16 protein-coding genes and 1 tRNA gene are annotated in these 16,967 nt (G+C 69.2%); 9 read left to right on the top strand and 8 right to left on the bottom strand.

Annotated features, from left to right (window positions below):
* Positions 1-72 precede the first annotated feature (72 nt).
* The 3 genes from K3U93_RS23050 to K3U93_RS23040 all read left to right on the top strand — a co-directional run bounded on the left by K3U93_RS23050 (position 73) and on the right by K3U93_RS23040 (position 2,653).
* Positions 73-1,290 (top strand): DNA polymerase III subunit delta', encoded by a 1,218-nt coding sequence (locus K3U93_RS23050; protein WP_083010232.1) that lies wholly within the window; start codon positions 73-75, stop codon positions 1,288-1,290.
* Positions 1,291-1,335: 45 nt separating this feature from the next.
* Positions 1,336-1,411 (top strand) — tRNA-Thr (locus K3U93_RS23045).
* A 111-nt stretch (positions 1,412-1,522) separates the two neighbouring features.
* Positions 1,523-2,653: a Fic family protein gene (locus K3U93_RS23040; RefSeq protein ID WP_230981535.1), complete on the top strand. Its 1,131-nt coding sequence runs from the start codon at positions 1,523-1,525 to the stop codon at positions 2,651-2,653.
* A gap of 128 nt (positions 2,654-2,781) precedes the next feature.
* On the opposite strand, the gene K3U93_RS23035 is transcribed toward K3U93_RS23040, so the two are convergent.
* A complete protein-coding gene (locus tag K3U93_RS23035; protein WP_230981534.1) occupies positions 2,782-4,608 on the bottom strand; it encodes a hypothetical protein in 1,827 nt (608 codons plus the stop codon).
* On the opposite strand from K3U93_RS23035, the gene K3U93_RS23030 reads away from it, so the two are divergent.
* Positions 4,574-5,518, top strand: coding sequence for an NAD-dependent epimerase/dehydratase family protein (locus tag K3U93_RS23030; protein ID WP_083010164.1), 945 nt, complete (start codon positions 4,574-4,576; stop codon positions 5,516-5,518). The genes K3U93_RS23035 and K3U93_RS23030 overlap by 35 nt on opposite strands.
* 54 nt (positions 5,519-5,572) lie before the next feature.
* Here the strand turns inward: K3U93_RS23030 and K3U93_RS23025 are convergent, their stop codons facing one another.
* Genes K3U93_RS23025 through K3U93_RS23015 form a run of 3 tightly spaced genes read right to left on the bottom strand, consistent with a single transcriptional unit; the run spans position 5,573 to position 7,914 of the window.
* Positions 5,573-5,923, bottom strand: a complete 351-nt coding sequence (locus K3U93_RS23025) for a DUF2304 domain-containing protein (protein WP_083010234.1) — start codon at positions 5,921-5,923, stop codon at positions 5,573-5,575.
* On the bottom strand, positions 5,920-6,630 hold the full coding sequence (ppgS, locus tag K3U93_RS23020) for a polyprenyl-phospho-N-acetylgalactosaminyl synthase PpgS (protein ID WP_220688563.1): 711 nt from the start codon (positions 6,628-6,630) through the stop codon (positions 5,920-5,922). Before ppgS ends, K3U93_RS23025 begins: the two co-directional genes overlap by 4 nt.
* Before the next feature lie 24 nt (positions 6,631-6,654).
* On the bottom strand, positions 6,655-7,914 hold the full coding sequence (locus K3U93_RS23015; protein WP_083010165.1) for a hypothetical protein: 1,260 nt from the start codon (positions 7,912-7,914) through the stop codon (positions 6,655-6,657).
* Between the two features lie 135 nt (positions 7,915-8,049).
* On the opposite strand from K3U93_RS23015, the gene K3U93_RS23010 reads away from it, so the two are divergent.
* Positions 8,050-9,135, top strand: a complete 1,086-nt coding sequence (locus K3U93_RS23010; RefSeq protein WP_083010166.1) for a DUF475 domain-containing protein — start codon at positions 8,050-8,052, stop codon at positions 9,133-9,135.
* Positions 9,136-9,139: 4 nt separating this feature from the next.
* Here K3U93_RS23010 and K3U93_RS23005 read toward each other — a convergent pair whose 3' ends face one another.
* On the bottom strand, positions 9,140-9,832 hold the full coding sequence (locus K3U93_RS23005) for a hypothetical protein (protein ID WP_083010235.1): 693 nt from the start codon (positions 9,830-9,832) through the stop codon (positions 9,140-9,142).
* Positions 9,833-9,882: 50 nt separating this feature from the next.
* On the bottom strand, positions 9,883-10,371 hold the full coding sequence (locus K3U93_RS23000) for an inorganic diphosphatase (protein WP_083010167.1): 489 nt from the start codon (positions 10,369-10,371) through the stop codon (positions 9,883-9,885).
* A 116-nt stretch (positions 10,372-10,487) separates the two neighbouring features.
* On the opposite strand from K3U93_RS23000, the gene dacB reads away from it, so the two are divergent.
* Genes dacB through hpt form a run of 4 tightly spaced genes read left to right on the top strand, consistent with a single transcriptional unit; the run spans position 10,488 to position 14,533 of the window.
* Complete coding sequence (gene dacB, locus K3U93_RS22995; RefSeq protein ID WP_083010168.1) at positions 10,488-11,870, top strand: D-alanyl-D-alanine carboxypeptidase/D-alanyl-D-alanine endopeptidase; 1,383 nt, start codon at positions 10,488-10,490, stop codon at positions 11,868-11,870.
* Positions 11,867-12,940 carry a zinc-dependent metalloprotease gene (locus K3U93_RS22990; RefSeq protein WP_071513045.1) on the top strand — a complete coding sequence of 358 codons (1,074 nt, stop codon included), beginning with the start codon at positions 11,867-11,869 and terminating at the stop codon, positions 12,938-12,940. The genes dacB and K3U93_RS22990 overlap by 4 nt, the downstream gene beginning before the upstream one ends.
* Complete coding sequence (tilS, locus tag K3U93_RS22985; RefSeq protein ID WP_083010169.1) at positions 12,919-13,878, top strand: tRNA lysidine(34) synthetase TilS; 960 nt, start codon at positions 12,919-12,921, stop codon at positions 13,876-13,878. Before K3U93_RS22990 ends, tilS begins: the two co-directional genes overlap by 22 nt.
* A gap of 43 nt (positions 13,879-13,921) precedes the next feature.
* Positions 13,922-14,533, top strand: a complete 612-nt coding sequence (gene hpt / locus K3U93_RS22980; RefSeq protein WP_071513047.1) for a hypoxanthine phosphoribosyltransferase — start codon at positions 13,922-13,924, stop codon at positions 14,531-14,533.
* 18 nt (positions 14,534-14,551) lie between these two features.
* Here the strand turns inward: hpt and K3U93_RS22975 are convergent, their stop codons facing one another.
* Both K3U93_RS22975 and K3U93_RS22970 read right to left on the bottom strand, forming a co-directional pair.
* On the bottom strand, positions 14,552-15,301 hold the full coding sequence (locus K3U93_RS22975) for an SIMPL domain-containing protein (RefSeq protein WP_083010170.1): 750 nt from the start codon (positions 15,299-15,301) through the stop codon (positions 14,552-14,554).
* A 42-nt stretch (positions 15,302-15,343) separates the two neighbouring features.
* On the bottom strand, positions 15,344-16,933 hold the full coding sequence (locus tag K3U93_RS22970; protein ID WP_083010236.1) for an HNH endonuclease signature motif containing protein: 1,590 nt from the start codon (positions 16,931-16,933) through the stop codon (positions 15,344-15,346).
* Positions 16,934-16,967 lie beyond the last annotated feature (34 nt).

Genomic DNA, 16,967 nt, shown 5'->3' with positions numbered 1-16,967 from the left:
AAATGTCACGGAATTGTCGCGATACGGCGGCCGATCGGTATCCGTCGGCCGGTGTCGTTACTGTTGCCGGTGATGTCCGGGGTGTTTACGCGGCTGGTGGGCCAAGAGGCGGTGGTGACCGAGCTGCTCGCCGCCGCCCGGGTGGCCCGCGGTGATTCGGCTCACAGCGGGGCCGGCGACGGGACTATGACACACGCGTGGCTCATCACCGGCCCGCCGGGTTCGGGGCGCTCGGTCGCGGCCTTGTGCTTCGCGGCCGCGCTGCAGTGCACTTCCGACGGGGAGCCGGGGTGCGGCCGCTGCCGGGCCTGCACGACGACGATGGCCGGCACCCACGCCGACGTGCGCCGGGTGATTCCCGAGGGCCTGTCCATCGGAGTGGACGAGATGCGGGCCATCGTGCAGATCGCGTCGCGCCGCCCGACCACCGGACACCGGCAGATCGTGGTGATCGAAGACGCCGATCGGTTGACCGAGGGTGCGGCGAACGCGCTGCTGAAGGTGGTGGAGGAACCGCCGCCGTCGACGGTGTTTTTGCTGTGCGCGCCGTCGGTGGATCCCGAGGACATCGCGGTCACGCTGCGGTCGCGGTGCCGGCACGTCGCGCTGGTGACGCCGTCGACCGAGGCGATCGCGCGCGTGCTGCTCGAAAGCGACGGCCTGGCGGTCGACACGGCGAACTGGGCGGCGTCGGTCAGCGGCGGTCACGTCGGGCGGGCGCGCCGGCTGGCCACCGACCCCGAGGCCCGGCAGCGCCGCGAGCGGGCGCTGGGGCTGGTGCGCGACGCCGCGACCCCGTCGCGGGCCTACGCCGCCGCCGAGGAGCTGGTCGCCGCTGCCGAGGCCGAGGCCGTCGTCCTGACTGCCGACCGCGCCGAGGCCGAGACGGAAGAGCTGCGCACGGCGCTCGGGGCCGGCGGCACCGGCAAGGGCACGGCGGGCGCCCTGCGCGGGGTCACGGGCGCGATCAAGGACCTCGAGCGACGGCAGAAGTCCCGTCAGACGCGGGCGTCGCGCGACGCTCTCGACCGGGCCCTGATCGACCTGGCGACCTACTTCCGGGATGCGCTGGTGGTGTCGGCTGGGGCTACTTCGGGAGCCGGGGGAGTTCGGGCCAATCATCCCGATATGGCCGATCGGGTGGCCGCGTTGGCCGCCCATGCCCCGCCCGAGCGGCTGCTGCGCTGCATCGAGGCGGTCCTGGAGTGCCGAGAAGCGCTGGCGATCAACGTCAAACCCAAGTTCGCCGTTGACGCCATGGTTGCCACCATCGGCCAGGAACTTGGGTGAGTCCGCCCGCCTGCCGTAGACTCGTGCCGCCCGGCGTGCGGGTGTGCCGCCTTAGCTCAGTCGGTAGAGCGATTCACTCGTAATGAATAGGTCGGGGGTTCGATTCCCCCAGGCGGCTCCACTTGATCCAGCGTGTGCCGCATATGCAAAGTGTGTTGACACGTCCGATAAATATGTAAAATTTTTCGAAAGAACTTTACATATCAGCGGTGGTCCTGCCATCGTGTGCGGTGTGAGCGCCTGGGATCCGGAGCGGCCGTACAACGACTTGCCCGCTCCGCCGAGCGCGGACGACCTCGAGACACGACGGGTTCTCAAGGCCGCAATCGGCGCTAACGCTGCGCTCGCACAACTTGACCAAGCAGTCGCCTCGATCCCGAATCCCACCGTTCTCATCAACGCGATCCCAATTCTGGAGGCGCAAGCCAGTTCGGAGATCGAAAACATCGTCACAACCACCGACGAGTTGTTTCGCCATCTCGAGGATGAAGCCGGTGCTGATCCCGCCACGCGCGAGACTCTCCGGTATCGCACCGCGCTGCGCGTTGGATTCGACCGCACCCTCGAGCGCGGACTTACGACGGCGACTGCATCAGCAATATGCAGCATCATCAAGGGACGTGAGATGAAGGTGCGCGCGCTGCCCGGCACCAGGATCGGTCGGCCCGGAACCAATGAGGTGATCTACAGCCCCCCTGAAGGGCGCGATGTCATCAACGAAAAGCTCAGTGAGTGGGAGCGATTCATCCATGCAGATGATGGTCTCGACCCACTGGTGAGGATGGCTGCAGCCCACTATCAGTTCGAGGCGATACATCCATTCTCCGATGGCAACGGGCGCACCGGCCGGATCCTCAACGTCCTGATGCTTATGTATGCCGGCCTCCTTGGGCTGCCCGTGCTCTATCTATCGCGATACATCATCGACTCGAAAAACGACTACTACCGTCTGCTTCTGGCGGTCACTGCTGAATCGGCTTGGGAAGAGTGGGTGCTGTATGTGCTGGCCGGGATCGAAGTGACGTCGCGTTACACACTGCGCAAAATCGCCGCGATCCGTAGGTTGCAAGACGACTTCAACCAGCGAGCACGGGCGGCATCCCGGGGGGGTGCGGACGCTGAGTTCCAGTCCGTGCTTTTCGAGCAGCCGTACTGCCGGATAGCCACCGTGATGGAGCGCTGCGACGTGTCACGACCGACCGCGACGTCCTGGCTGACCGCGCTCACCGAGGCCGGGCTCCTGCAAACGGTGAAGATCGGCCGCGACCGCTTGTTCATCAATCGGGAGTTTCTGCAGCTCCTAGCTCGTCATGAGCCGCTCGGTGAACTTGATACGGGTGGAAAGGAACTTTCTACGTCGTGAGAACGTGTCAAAAAAGGACGTTCGGATTAGCATCAAAGTGTGATCTATACCACACGCTGGCCTTGCTGAGCACCCCTTCTGGGGGTGTGCTTTTAAGTTTGTCTAGGAGGCCCTAACTTCCCGCCGCGCTAGGCCGGCGCCAAAAACCCCACCGGCCCCGACGCGAGGCACAGGGCAAGCGCGGTGGTGTTGGCCCTAACGGTGATCGCGTCGCCGGCGCCCGGCAGCCGGGCAAAGACCCGGTTGAGTCCCGGATGCACCGGAACCTTGACGTCGGGCCCCTGCGTCAGCGACAGCGTCATCGAACCCTCGCTGTTGGCGAGGTAATTGAGTTCGACAGTCCAGTCGGCGGGCAGCAGCGGCCCGTCCAGGATCAGCCGCGCCGGCCTATCCGGTTGCGCGAAATAGCCGCACCGCGGCGTGGGCCCCGGCGCGATGGTCCGGATCCAGGTCACCCTCGCGTCGATCAGCCTTCCCGAGCTGTCGAGCATCCGCAATTGGGTTGTCGCCGCGGCGAATTCGGGCCTGTCCCGCAGCAGGGCGAACATGTGGCTGGCCAGGTTCTCCGGGTAGGCCACCCGTTGCAGCACCAGCGGGTCGACCTCCTGATCCAGCAGCGGCGCCTTCGAGGCCGCGTGCGCGGCGGCCAGGCCGGCGCGGGCGTTGACCAGGTAGGGCCGGGTGGGGCTGTCGCGCCAGCTGGTCAGAAACGTCGCCGTCGAGTACAGGCTGCTGGCCACGAACGCCACCGCCAGACCCGCCGTCACCACGGCGCGTTTCGGCGAGGCGTCCAGCCAACGCGGCGCGGCCGGCCGGTTCGGGGCGCACAGCGCGACAGCGGCCAGCAACGCCAGCACCACGACGAGGTCCGGCAGATACCGCAGGGTCTGGGCGAGTTCCAGGGCGGTCTGCTTCGACGACCGCATCAGATAGATCGGCACCTGGCAGGCGACGGCGTACCCGGCCGCGGTCAGCCACACCGGCCCGACGCGTCGCTTGCGGATCAGCGACAGCGCGAGCACCCCGGCCAGCACCAGCCAGCCGAGCGCCATCACCGACGCCGGGGGCGTGGCCCACGGCGAGGCCGGCGCCCAACGGTCCCAGTGCCACGGCCCGCCGGCCAACCCCGGCACGATGCCGTGGGTGATCGACCGCCACAGCAGGTCCCACGTCATCGCCAGGTCGAAACTCCACCGCCTTTGATTGACGACGGCCAGGTACAGCGCCACCCAGCCGGCGGTCAACGCCCCCGACGCGATCCATAGCCGCAGGCCGGCCCGCCACACCGTCCGCAACGCCGACCCGTCACCCCGAACGTGGACCGCTTGCACGTTGCATAGAAGCGCGGCCACCGCGAAGGCGACGAACGGGATCACCGCGGCCTTCTCGAAGAACAGCAGCCCGCCGAGGTAGACCAGCGCGCCGGTCGCCGCGTAGCGCCGGTCGCCGGTGCAGACCAGCAGGATCGCGTCGGCGCACACCCAGGCCAGCGCCGCCAGCATGGGCAGCGAGTTCAGCGCCGCCGCCCACCACGCGAAGCCCGGCACGGCCAGCGGGGTAAACAGGGCGAACGTCAACGGGATCAGCAGCGCCCACCGCCAGCCGAGGATGACGTGCAGCGCGCGCAGCAAAGCCAGCGAGGCCAGCAGCTGCAGCACCAGCAGGCTGATCGCCGGCCCGGTCCAGTCCAGCGGCGCCAGGCGGGTGATGGCGCCGGCGAGCAGGAAGGCGGCCGGCATCACGTGGCCGTCGTGGTCGTCGAACAGGTACGCCGGCGACAGCAGCCCCTCGGTGCCGGCCTTCCCGACGAGAATCAGGTCGTCCCAATAGAAGTAGCCGCCGAACGCCAGCGCCGCGCGGATCGCCAGCTGCGCGATGATCAGCGCCGCGGCGGCCGCCCCCACTCTGTATGGTGGGCCGGTGCGCGCACTGGTCACCGGGGCAGCCGGATTCATCGGGTCGACGCTAGTCGACCGCCTGCTGGCCGACGGTCACGCGGTGGTGGGCCTGGACAACTTCGCGACCGGCCGCGCGACCAACCTCGAGCACCTGGCCGGCAATCCCGCGCACGTCTTCGTCGAGGCGGACATCGTGACCGCGGACCTGCGCGCGATCCTCGACGAGCACCGGCCGCAGGTGGTGTTCCACCTGGCGGCGCAGATCGACGTGCGGCGCTCGGTGGCCGACCCGCAATTCGACGCCTCGGTCAACGTCGTCGGCACGGTGCGCCTGGCCGAGGCCGCACGCCGGACGGGCGTGCGCAAAATCGTGCACACCTCGTCGGGCGGTTCCATCTACGGCACCCCGCCGCGGTACCCGACCAGTGAGGACGACCCGACCGATCCCGCTTCGCCCTACGCCGCGGGCAAGGTGGCCGGCGAGATCTACCTGAATACCTTCCGCCACCTGTACGGCCTGGACTGCTCGCACATCGCGCCGGCCAACGTGTATGGCCCGCGCCAGGACCCGCACGGCGAGGCGGGCGTGGTGGCGATCTTCGCCCTGGCGCTTTTGGAGGGCAAGCCCACCAAGGTGTTCGGCGACGGCACCAACACCCGTGACTACGTGTTCGTCGACGACGTGGTGGACGCCTTCGTCAAGGCCTCCGGGGACGCGGGCGGCGGGCAGCGCTTCAACGTCGGCACCGGAATCGAAACCTCGGACCGCCAACTGCATTCGGCGGTGGCCGCCGCGGTCGGGGGGCCCGACGACCCGGAGTTCCATCCGCCTCGCCTCGGCGACCTCAGGCGGTCCTGCCTTGACATCGGCTTGGCCGCAAGGGTGTTGGGCTGGCGGCCGCGAGTCGGGCTGGACGAGGGTGTGCGCCGGACGGTGGACTACTTCCGGCGGTCGCACGCCGGCTGACCCCTGCGCCGAGCGTGCACCCACTGCGAGATTCCGGCGGTTTTTTCGCAATGGCTACACGTTCGACGCCCGCTCGGGTGGCTGTGCGCCCTCCAAAGCCACGGCCCGGGCGAGTCGCGCGTAGCGCAACTCCAGGTCCTTGAACCGCATGTAGGTGCTTAGCGTCGTGAAGCTGAACGCCATGATCAGCGCGTAGAGCATCAGGTCGGTGCCGCGGCGCACCCCGAACCAGTGCGCGACCACCGTCGTGTCGTCCGGCCGCAGCACGGCATAGATGCCGGCCAGCACGAACAGGATGTAGCCGACCTTGACCCAGGCCTTGGAACGTGAGCTGCGCCGCGACCGCAGCAGATACACCAGCAGCGCGACGATCGAGGAGATCAGCAGCACCTGGATCCAGTTCATGATGTCCTCCCTCGCAGGAACCCGTCGAAGACGATGTTGACGCCGTTGAGCAGGGGCTGCCCCTTCGACTTCGAATACTCGGTGTAGAGCACCTCGACCGGCACTTCGGCGACGCGCCAATGGTTTTCGGCGATCAACGCGACGAACTCGTTGGCGTGACTCATGCCGCTCATGGTGATGTCCAGCCCGTCGGCGACCTTCTTGTTGAACACCCGCAGCCCATTGTTGGTGTCGGTCAAGCCAAGTCGGCGGCCGCGCGGGCTCAGCCGCGCGGCCGTCCGCAACACGACCCGCTTCAGAAACGGCGGGCGGCCGCCGTCCTGACCGCCGAACCGGGTTCCGATGACGACGTCGACGTCACCGGCGCAGAGCCGGCCGATCATCGCGGCCAGGTCCTTGACGCGGTGCTGGCCGTCGGCGTCGAACGTGGCGAAAACCTGTGCGCCGGGCTGCTTGCGGGCGTACTCGACACCGGTCTGGATGGCCGCGCCCTGGCCCAGGTTGATGGGATGACGCACCAGGTGGGCCCCGGCCCGCCGGGCGATCTCGCCGGTGCCGTCGGTGCTGCCGTCGTCGACGCAGACGACGTGGTCGAATGCCGAGCGCACGTCGGCGATCACCTCGCCGATGACGGCGGCTTCGTTGAAGGCGGGAATGACGATCCAGACGCCGGGGTGATGCGTTTCAGGTTCCATTTTCAAGCCCATGTGTGCCCACAAGGTTAACCAGCATCAGCCCGTTAGGCGCCCGGCACGCGCCAGCGCCACCAGATGGACGCCGATTCCCACCAACGGGCCGCACAACAAGCCGACCACGGTGCGGGTCTGCAGCGGCAGCGGCAGCAACAGCAACAGCCCCGACGCCACCGTCGCACCGACCCATCCCAGCGCGTACGCCCGGTGCAGCGCGGCGGCCACCGCGGCGGCACCGGTCAGGGTCAGCGCGGCGATCGCCACGGCGGCCGCCGTCAGCCAGGCCAGCAGCGCGCCGTTGGCCTGGTACTGCGGCCCGAAGGCGACCCGCAGCAACCACGGGCCCAGCACGCCCGCCGCCAGCACCCCGACCGCGCCGATGCCGCAAACGATCGCCGCCGGGTTGATCAGCGCCCGAAGTCGGTCGCTGCGCTCGTCGACAAAATGAGCGATGAGATTGCCCTGCATGGCGGTCAGCGGGACCAGCAGCGGCGCGCGGGTCAACGTCACGGCCAGGATGATCACGCCGCCCTGCGCCCCCAGCTCGTCGCTGGTCAGCTTCAGCAACACGGGAAACCCCATCACCAGGATCGCGCTGGCACCGGCCGCGGTGATGGAATGGGCGGCGCCCCGCAAAAAGGTCGCGGTGCCGCCCGGTGTCAGCAGGCGGGCCGCCGCGCGCGTGGTCGGCGAGGTCGCCAGCATGATCAGCCAGGCCACCGCGCCCGTCACGGTCGCCCACAAGAAGCCGGTCAGGCCCCACCCGAGGACGACGGTGGCCGCGGCGACCGCCACTCGGATGACGGCGTCGGTCACCATCAGCGCCCCGTACTGGGTCCACTGATTGGTGCCTGCCAGCATGCCCAGCAGGGTGGCGTGCAGGCAAAACCCGGCGAGCCCGACGCTGAGCAGTCCCACCGACAGCCAGCGCGCCTCGACGAACACCCGGCCGCTCCACACCGGCGAGCTACCGGCGATCGCGACGGCCGCCGCCACGCCGACCATCGCGGCGACCCGCGGCGGATGCGCACGCCTGGCCGGCACGGCCTCGGAGTCGCTGACGTAGCCCGCGGAGCGAACCTCCCGGGTCGCCTCTTGCAGCAGGCCGTTGGCGGCGCCGGTGACCAGGCCGAACGCCCCCCAGAACACCCCGAACACCGAAAAGCCGCTCGGCGCAAGGTCACGAGCGGCCAGATAGATCACCGCGTAGCCGCACAGCGCGGTCAGCGCGGTCGCGGTGCCGACCCGGGCCACGCTGCCCCGCGCGACCGGCCCCCTAGAGGCCCCGACTTCGGTCACCGGGACAGGACTCTCGGTCGGCTGCCCCGATGTACCGCCAGCATCGCCACAATCTGTAAATACTAAGTGCGCCGGCACCGATGGCCCGCGCTGGCGAGGCGCTTCGCTAGTGTGGGCGGCTGTCAGGAAGGATCCATGGCCGCCTTACGCGTCTTCGGCATCTCGCTGTTGTCTACCGCGGCGGCTCTTGCGGCCGGATACGCCCACGGGGGGCTCAATGCCCTCTTTTTGCTGGTGGTGCTGGCTGTCCTCGAGGTGTCGCTGTCGTTCGACAACGCCATCATCAACGCGGCGATCCTGCAGCGGATGAGCCCGTTTTGGCGGCAGATGTTCCTGACGATCGGGATCCTCATCGCGGTGTTCGGCGTGCGGCTGGCCTTTCCGTTGCTCATCGTCTGGGCGACCGCGGGCATCGACCCGGTTCGCGCGATGGAGTTGGCGCTGCATCCGCCGCCCCACGGCGCGCTGGAATTCCCGGACGGCTCGCCCAGCTACGAAAAGCTGATCACCTGCGCCCACCCGCAGATCGCGGCGTTCGGCGGGACGTTCCTGTTGATGCTGTTTCTGGATTTCGTCTTCCACGACCGGGATATCAAGTGGCTCAAGTGGATTGAGGTCCCATTCGCCCGCATCGGGCGGCTCGGCCAGGTGTCGGTGGTGGTGACCGGTGTCGCGCTGGTGCTCGTCGGCACGCGGTTGACGCACTCCGGCGACGAGCGCGCGACGGTGTTGACGGCCGGGCTGCTGGGCCTGGTGACGTACCTGGTCGTCAACGGTTTGAGCCGGGCGTTCCGGCCGGCCGGCGTCGAGGCCGCCACGGCCGGCGCGGCGGTCGGCAGGACCGGCCTGACCCTGTTCCTCTATCTCGAGGTTCTCGACGCCGCATTCTCGTTCGACGGGGTCACCGGCGCCTTCGCGATCACCTCGGATCCCATCGTCATCGCGCTGGGTCTGGGACTGGTGGGCTCGATGTTCGTCCGGTCGATCACCATCTACCTGGTGCAGCAGGAAGCGCTGGACCGTTACGTCTACCTCGAACACGGCGCGCACTGGGCGATCGGGGTGCTGGCCGTGATCATGCTGCTGTCGGTCGAGCCGCGATTCCAGATCCCCGAGGTCATCACGGCGTCGGTGGGCGTCGTCTTCATCGGGGCGGCGTTGGGCTGGAGCGTGCTGCGCAACCGGCGCAATGCCAGGGCCGCCGCCGTAACGGGCCCGTAACGGACTAGGCCTCGATCTGGCCGGCGATGCGCCGTTCGATGCTGGCCCGCGACGGGGCCGGCAGCACGATAAGCCCGTCGAGTTCCTTGTTCGCCCGCGCGTAGGCGTGCTGTCGTTCCTCCCGCGTGGCCGCCTCGTCCTGCGCCAGGTGCAGCAGGTTCTGGGCGCGCGCCAGCCGTTGCTGTTCGTCCGCCGAGAAGTCACTGCGGCGGCGGCGAATCGCCTCGGTCTCGGCGATCTCGAATGCGCTGACGTACTCGTGGACGGCGTCGCGGTATTCCCGCTGCGCCGCCCGATCGCCGACGAGGGCCTTCGCGTCCTGGGGCCGTTCCGGCCGCAACAGGTCCGCGCGTTGCTTGGCCTTGTGGAACGCGACGGTCAGCGGGTCCCGCATGTCGGTCATCATCGGGAAGTTCAGCAATTTGGCGACGTCGACTTCGTAGTCCAGCCACCGGGCGTCGGTACGGTCATGCGCCGCAATGAGTTTGGCGAGCTCTCGGCGATAGGCGTCCTGGTTGTTGCGCGCCCGCCCGGAGGCCTCGGCCGCGGCGATTTTCGCTTGCTGCTTCAGCCGATACCGTTCCAGCCGCCGGTCGGCCCGCCGCTCGCTGGCGGCGGCGACCGCCCTGAGGCCCCCGCCGATCGCTCCTCCCAGCGGGAAGATGAGCCACCAGAAATTCGCGGCGAAATGCAGCATCGGGGTCACATCGCCAGGATGCCACCGGGCTGCGCGTCACGCCGAAAGCCTCAGTGCTCGGCGGCCTTGAACCGTTCCACCGAGCGCTGCACCTCCGCCTCGGCTTCGGCGCGGCCGACCCAGTCGGCGGCCTTGACGAACTTGCCCGGCTCCAGAGCCTTGTACTGCGAGAAGAAATGCTTGATGACGTCCAGCTCGAACGACGGAACGTCCCCGATGTCCTGGATCTGGTCCCACCGGTGGTCGCCGGCCGGCACGCACAGCACCTTGTCGTCGCCGCCGTGCTCGTCGACCATCCGGAACATCCCCACCGGACGGGCCTCCACGACCACACCGGGGAACAGCGGCTCGGGCAGCAGCACCATCGCATCCAGCGGGTCACCGTCCTCACCGAGGGTGTCCTCGATGAAGCCGTAGTCGGTGGGATAGGCCATCGAGGTGTAGAGGTAGCGGTCCAGGCGGATCTGACCCGTCTCGTGGTCGACCTCGTACTTGTTCCGCTGGCCTTTCGGAATTTCGATGGTCACGTCGAATTGCACCGTGCCGGCTCCTTCGCGAGGGGTAGGTGGTGGGAGGTCAATTGCGTCGGGCATCCACCCTAGTCGAGCGCATTGCGGCCGATTCGGCAGAATGGGTTCAAACAGTCAGGAGAGTGATGGGTCCTACTCGCTGGCGGAAATCCACCCGTGTGCTCATCGGGTTGGCCGTGCTGGCGTTCGTCGCCGCGGTCGTGGCGGCGGCAATGTTTTTCACCGGCGGGCACGGCGCAACCGCCGCGCACGCCCCCGTGCCGCCTCCGCGCCCGCCGACGGTCAAGCCGGGAGTGGTCCCGGTCAGTGACGCCGCCGAGACACCCAGCCCCGGCGGGGTGGCCGCCGCGCTCGCGGCCGCGGCGGCCGATCCCAACCTGGGCAGGCTGGGTGGCCGGATCACCGATGCCAGCACCGGAAAAGAGCTCTGGCAGGTCGCCGACGACGTGCCATTGGTACCGGCGTCGACCAACAAGGTCCTGACGGCGGCCGCGGCGTTGCTGACGTTGGACCGTCAGGCCCGGATCAGCACCCGCGTGGTCGCCGCCGGCCCGAACCCCCAGGGGCCCGTCGTGCTGGTGGGTGCGGGGGATCCGACGCTGTCGGCGGCGCCGCCGGACGTACCCACCTGGTACCGGGGGGCACCGCGGATCAGCGACCTCGTCGAACAGATTCGCCGCAGCGGCGTGACGCCGACGGCCGTGCAGGTGGACACCTCGGCGTTCACCGGACCGACGTTGGCGCAGGGCTGGGATCCGGCCGACGTCGACAACGGCGACATCGCGCCGATCGAGTCGGCGATGATCGACGCCGGGCGCATCCAGCCGACCACGGTCAACTCGCGGCGGTCGCGAACCCCGGCGCTGGATGCCGGACGGGAACTGGCCAAGGGCCTCGGCCTGGATCCCGCCGCGGTGACGATCGCCCCGGCGCCGTCCGGGGCGCGGCAGCTGGCCGTGGTGCAGTCCGCGCCGCTGATCCAGCGGCTGTCGCAGATGATGGACCACTCCGACAATGTGATGGCCGAATGCATCGCCCGGGAGGTGGCGGCCGCGATCAACCGGCCGCGCAGCTTCGCCGGGGCGGTCGACGCGGTGACCAACCGGCTGAGCACCGCGCACGTCGACATCACCGGCGCCGCGCTGCAGGATTCCAGCGGGCTGTCGGTCGACGACCGGTTGACGGCCAAGACGCTCGACGGCGCGGTGCAGGCGGCCGCGGGGCCGGACCAGCCGGCGTTGCGGGCGCTGCTGGATCTCCTTCCCATCGCCGGCGGCAGCGGGACGCTGGCCGACCGCTTCCTCGACCCGGCCACCGACCGAGGCCCCGCCGGCTGGCTGCGCGCCAAGACCGGCTCGTTGACCGACATCAACTCGTTGGTGGGGGTGCTCACGGACCACAGCGGACGGGTGCTCACGTTCGCGTTCATCTCCAACGCCGCCGGGCCGAACGGGCGCAACGCGATGGACGCCCTGGCCACCAGGCTCTGGTTCTGCGGGTGCGCATGACCCCGTCGTCGGACCTGACCCTGGGCACGGCCGTCGATTGGCGATTCGCGGCCACCGTCGGCCAACGGCTGGCCCGGCCGGGCCCACCGTCCAGCGACTACACCCGCCGCCAGGTGATCGACGAGCTGACGAGCGCGGCCGCGAAAGCCGAGCCGCCGGTGCGCGACGTCACCGGCCTGGTCACCGACGGCTTTGACAAGGGCTTTGGCAGGGAAGGTGACGTGCCGTCGGCCCGCATCGTCGACCGCACGGAGTGGATTGGGGCGGCGGCCGAGTCGATGCGGGTGATGACCAACGGGGGCGAAAAGCCGCGGGGGTTTCTCACCGGTCGCCTCACCGGCGCGCAGACGGGCGCCGTGCTGGCGTTCGTGTCCTCCGGGATCCTCGGCCAGTACGATCCCTTCGCCGCCGCTCAGGAGGGTTGTCTGCTGCTGGTGTATCCGAACGTCATCGCCGTCGAGCGTCAGCTTCGGGTCGCGCCCTCCGATTTCCGGCTGTGGGTGTGCCTGCACGAGGTGACCCATCGGGTGCAGTTCACTGCCAACCGCTGGCTGTCCGATTACATGTCGCGGGCCCTGGGGCTGTTGACCCAGGACGTGGGGGAGGACTTCGGTCAGGTGGTGAGCCGGCTCGCCGACTTCGTCCGCGACCGTGGTAGCGGGGCGTCCGACGGCGGCCCGGGGGGGATTCTCGGCCTGGTGCGCGCCGTGCAGTCCGAGCCGCAGCGCGAAGCCCTGGATCGGCTGCTGGTGCTCGGCACGCTGCTGGAGGGCCACGCCGACCACGTGATGGACGCGGTCGGGCCGATGGTGGTGCCGTCGGTGGCCACCATCCGCCGTCGATTCGACGAGCGTCGCCATCGCAAGCAACCGCCGCTGCAGCGCCTGCTGCGCGCGCTGCTGGGGCTCGACGCCAAGCTCAGCCAATACACCCGCGGTAAGGCGTTCGTCGACCACGTGGTGGGTCGGGTCGGAATGGCGCGGTTCAACGCCGTCTGGTCGGGCCCCGAGACGCTGCCGCTGCCCGCCGAGATCGAAAACCCCCAGCGATGGATCGACAGGGTGCTGTAGGGCAGCTGCGCGCGGCTGTCGAAACGTTCGCTCGGACTTATCTGGTCACCGGGGACCAATGGTGCGTGGCACTGTCCGGCGGCCCGGATTCGCTGGCGCTCACCGCGGTCGCGGCCCCGCTGCGGCCCACCACCGCGTTGATCGTGGATCACGGCCTGCAGCCCGACTCGGCCACCGTCGCCGAGACGGCCCTGAAGCAGGCGATGGCCTTGGGATGTGTTGACGCACAAGTGCTTTGCGTGCGCGTGGGTAACGAGGGAGGCCCCGAGGCCGCGGCGCGGGCCGCCCGCTACGCCGCGTTGGGGGCCTACCGTGACGGGCCGGTGCTGTTGGCGCACACGCTCGACGACCAGGCGGAGACGGTGCTGCTGGGGCTGGGCCGCGGCTCCGGGGCGCGCTCCATCGCCGGGATGCGCCCCCACGATCCGCCGTGGTGCAGGCCGTTGCTGGGCGTGCGGCGTACCGTGACGCACGCCGCCTGCCGGGAGCTGGGCCTGACCCCGTGGCAGGACCCGCACAACAGCGACCGCCGCTTCACCCGGACCCGGCTGCGGCTCGAGGTGTTGCCGCTGCTTGAGGACGTGCTGGGCGGCGGGGTGGCCGAGGCGCTGGCCCGGACGGCGACGGCGCTGCGCGAGGACACCGAGTTCATCGACACTCTCGCGGCACAGGCGCTGCCCGGTGTGACGGCGGGCCCCGGGCTGCAAGCCGGGGCGCTGGCCGCGCTGCCCGGCCCGGTCCGACGCCGGGTGATCCGCGGCTGGCTGCTGGCCGGCGGCGCGTCCGGGTTGACCGACAAGCAGATCCGCGGGGTGGACGCGCTGATTACCGCGTGGCGCGGGCAGGGCGGGGTGGCGGTAGGGTCGCCGTTGCGCGGCGAGCGGTTGATCGCGGGACGGCGCGACGGCGTGCTCACGCTGCGGCGCGAGCCTGTGTAAACACGGGCTGCCGTTGGTTGTTCGCCCGCCGGCATGGCACGCTGTGGTCGTGGCCCAGATCTCCCCGGCGATCACCCCCGATCAGCCAGTGGACCTGTACCCGGGGGACATCAAGTCGGTGCTGCTCACCGCGGAGCAGATTCAGGCCCGCACCGCCGAGCTCGGCGAGCAAATCGGCAACGACTACCGCGACGTCGTCGCCGCGACGGGCCAGGATTTGCTGTTGATCACGGTGCTCAAGGGTGCGGTGATCTTCGTCACCGATCTGGCCCGCGCGATTCCGGTGCCGACCCAGTTCGAGTTCATGGCCGTCAGCTCCTACGGGTCCTCGACGTCGTCGTCGGGCGTGGTGCGGATCCTCAAGGACCTGGACCGCGATATCCACGACCGCGACGTGCTGATCGTCGAGGACGTCGTCGACTCGGGCCTGACCTTGTCCTGGCTATCACGGAACCTCCGCACCCGGCATCCGCGTTCGCTGCGGGTGTGCACGCTGCTGCGCAAGCCGGACGCGGTGCGCGCCAACGTCGATATCGCCTACGTGGGCTTCGACATTCCCAACGACTTCGTCGTCGGCTATGGCCTGGATTACGACGAGCGCTACCGCGACCTGTCGTATATCGGCACGCTAGACCCCCGCGTCTACCAGCAGTAGACGAGCCTTAATCCTGCCTTAATCCAGCTCCCACGCCGCGGTTACCGAGAAGCTCACGGTCTGCTGGCCGGGTTCCAGCGGGACCGCGGATGTGGCGCGGGGCGGGGCCGGTGTCGTCCCGGGTGCGGGCATACCGCCGGGCGCCTCCGAAATGGACAGCACCCTGCCCAGCCGCAGGCCGGACAACTGGGCGTACTGGTCGGCGCGGTTCTTGGCGTCGTTGAATGCCCGCGCACGCGCATCCTTGACCAGCTGCGAGTCGTCGGCGATGGAATAGCTGACCGAGTTGATCCGGGTGGCGTCGCCGCCGGTGCTCACGATCAGGGCCAGCATTCGCGACGCGGCGTCGGTGGGGTGGATCCTGACCCGGATCGCGTTGGTGGCGCGGTAGCCGGTGATGTTGGCGGTGCCATTGGGCCCGGGATTGCTGTGCTGTGGCTGCAGCGTGACCTCGGTGGTGCTGATGTCCTTGCGGTCGAGGCCGGCGCCGGCCAGCGCGTTGATGACCGCTTGTTGACGGTCATTGGTCCGGTTCATCGCGGCGGTGACGTCGGGCGCGGTGAATTCGATGGCGACGTCGGCGGTCAGGGTGTCCGGAACGCCCTGGACTTGCCCCGAGCCGACGACGGTCACTTGACGCGGATTCGCCCCGTGCGCGGCCTCGGAATGGTCGGAATCACACCCGGACACCGCGGCAATGGCCACGCCGGCGGCAGCCCAAGCTATCGACCTGCGGACAAACCCCGGGGCGCTTCGTGCGATCGGCATGAGCCGACACTAGCGCTCCCGGGAGCGCCGAATCGGTGGTTCTCAGAAGGGCGGGTCGTCGGGCAGGAGTACCGGCGTCGGTTCGTCGGGGGTCCAATCCGGTGGTAGTTCTTCGGGTTCGCGGGGGTCGTTCACCCATCCGCAAAACGGGCTGGTGCTGGGTGTGCCCTTGAACGCAAACAGCATGTCGCGCATGTGGTTTCGGAATTTACGCTCGGCGATTTCCTGCTTGCGGGCCCGTTCGAGCCGGACCCGGGCCTCGTTGACGGGTCGTTGCTCCCGATTGTGCTTGCGCGCCTGGGCAATCCGGGCGCTGCGCTGCTGTGAGCGGCTGCGTCTGCTGGGCGCCGGCGGCGCGCATGCCGGCCCGCGCGGCTGCGGGAAGAGGTCGGCACCCGCCGGAAACGTCCGATAGGTCCGCCCGGTGGGCGAGGTCCAGACGATGGTCCCATCAGCCAGTTGAGTATCGCGCCATCCACCGAATGTCTTGAGCCGATGATGTTGCCTACACAGGCATTTGAGGTTTTCAGCCACCGTCAACCCGCCCGCCGCAGGATTCTGGTGGTTGAACGGAACCGTGTGGTCGATGTCGCAGACCGTGGCCGGGCGGCTACACCCTGGAAACCGACACGTCAGATCCCGACACCGCACGGCGCGTTCCAGTGCCCCCGGTGGCTGATAACGCAGCGCCTGCACCGGGCTGGTCGTCGGATCGGCCACCAGTACCGAGGCCGCGGCGGCCAACGCGCGAACCTGCTCGGCGTCGATGACCCCGTACCCCTGCAAATAACCGGGCTGACTGCTGTCGCCATACACGGTGTGGTCGCTGGCCACCACGTTGATCACCACCTGCGCCCCGCCCCGATCGGGCGGCGCTTCGTCGTCGCCGGCCTTGGTCGGGCAATCGGGTTGCCCGCAGGTGCACGCCAGGCGGCGGCCCTGGGCCAGCGCGGCCAACGCGTCGGCGCGGCGCTGATCCATCGTGCGTGGGTCGGCCGGGCACACCTGCGTGGCAAGCTGCGACAGCCGCCGGTCGAAGGTCGCCGCGGCCGCAGCGCCGACGGTGCCGTAGACCTCGGCCATCCCATTGTCCAGCGCATTGATTCCGATGTGTCGGTCGTCCTCGGCGGCCACGCGGCGCTCCCGGGCGGCATCGGGATCGACGGTGCGTACCGCGGCGTCGACGGCGTTGACGATCCGCTGCCGTGACCAGCCGTGCCAGTTGCCGATGCGCGCGGCCAGCGACTGGTCAAGCTTGGCGATCAGCCCGTCGTCGGTGACCAGATCGGTGCGGCTGATGATCAATCGCACGGTGCGCCAATCAGTTCGCCCCTCGGCCAACAGCGCCGCAACCTTGGGCAATCGGGTGTCCAGTGCCTCGGCATCCGACACCAGATAACTGGCCGCCATCGGTGACAGGTTCATCGCGGCGGCCACCTCGGCACTGGTCTGCTCGAACCCGGTGATTGCCGCATGCCCGCGCTGGGCTTCGGCCCGCTCGGCCGCGGCCACCCGATGCCGGAGCAATGCCGCCACCGCCGCCATCCGCCGCGCCACCAGCATCGATTCCTGCCGATGCGTGGACTCGACCGCCGTCACCAAGGCCGCGGGATCCAGCTTTGATTCGAACATGTGTTCGAGTATATACCAAAGCGCCGACTTCCGC

Source organism: Mycobacterium malmoense, assembly GCF_019645855.1.
GTDB lineage: Bacteria > Actinomycetota > Actinomycetes > Mycobacteriales > Mycobacteriaceae > Mycobacterium > Mycobacterium malmoense.
This window is presented reverse-complemented; position numbering and strand designations above follow the sequence as displayed.

Coding starts and splice junctions, on each gene's coding strand:
- K3U93_RS23050 (WP_083010232.1), top strand. CDS start 73: ATGTCCGGGGTGTTTACGCGGCTGGTGGGCCAAGAGGCGGTGGTGACC.
- K3U93_RS23035 (WP_230981534.1), bottom strand. CDS start 4,608: ATGAATCCGGCTGCCCCGGTGACCAGTGCGCGCACCGGCCCACCATAC.
- K3U93_RS23025 (WP_083010234.1), bottom strand. CDS start 5,923: ATGAACTGGATCCAGGTGCTGCTGATCTCCTCGATCGTCGCGCTGCTG.
- ppgS (WP_220688563.1), bottom strand. CDS start 6,630: ATGGGCTTGAAAATGGAACCTGAAACGCATCACCCCGGCGTCTGGATC.
- K3U93_RS23010 (WP_083010166.1), top strand. CDS start 8,050: ATGGCCGCCTTACGCGTCTTCGGCATCTCGCTGTTGTCTACCGCGGCG.
- K3U93_RS23005 (WP_083010235.1), bottom strand. CDS start 9,832: ATGCTGCATTTCGCCGCGAATTTCTGGTGGCTCATCTTCCCGCTGGGA.
- dacB (WP_083010168.1), top strand. CDS start 10,488: ATGGGTCCTACTCGCTGGCGGAAATCCACCCGTGTGCTCATCGGGTTG.
- K3U93_RS22990 (WP_071513045.1), top strand. CDS start 11,867: ATGACCCCGTCGTCGGACCTGACCCTGGGCACGGCCGTCGATTGGCGA.
- tilS (WP_083010169.1), top strand. CDS start 12,919: ATGGATCGACAGGGTGCTGTAGGGCAGCTGCGCGCGGCTGTCGAAACG.
- K3U93_RS22975 (WP_083010170.1), bottom strand. CDS start 15,301: ATGCCGATCGCACGAAGCGCCCCGGGGTTTGTCCGCAGGTCGATAGCT.
- K3U93_RS22970 (WP_083010236.1), bottom strand. CDS start 16,933: ATGTTCGAATCAAAGCTGGATCCCGCGGCCTTGGTGACGGCGGTCGAG.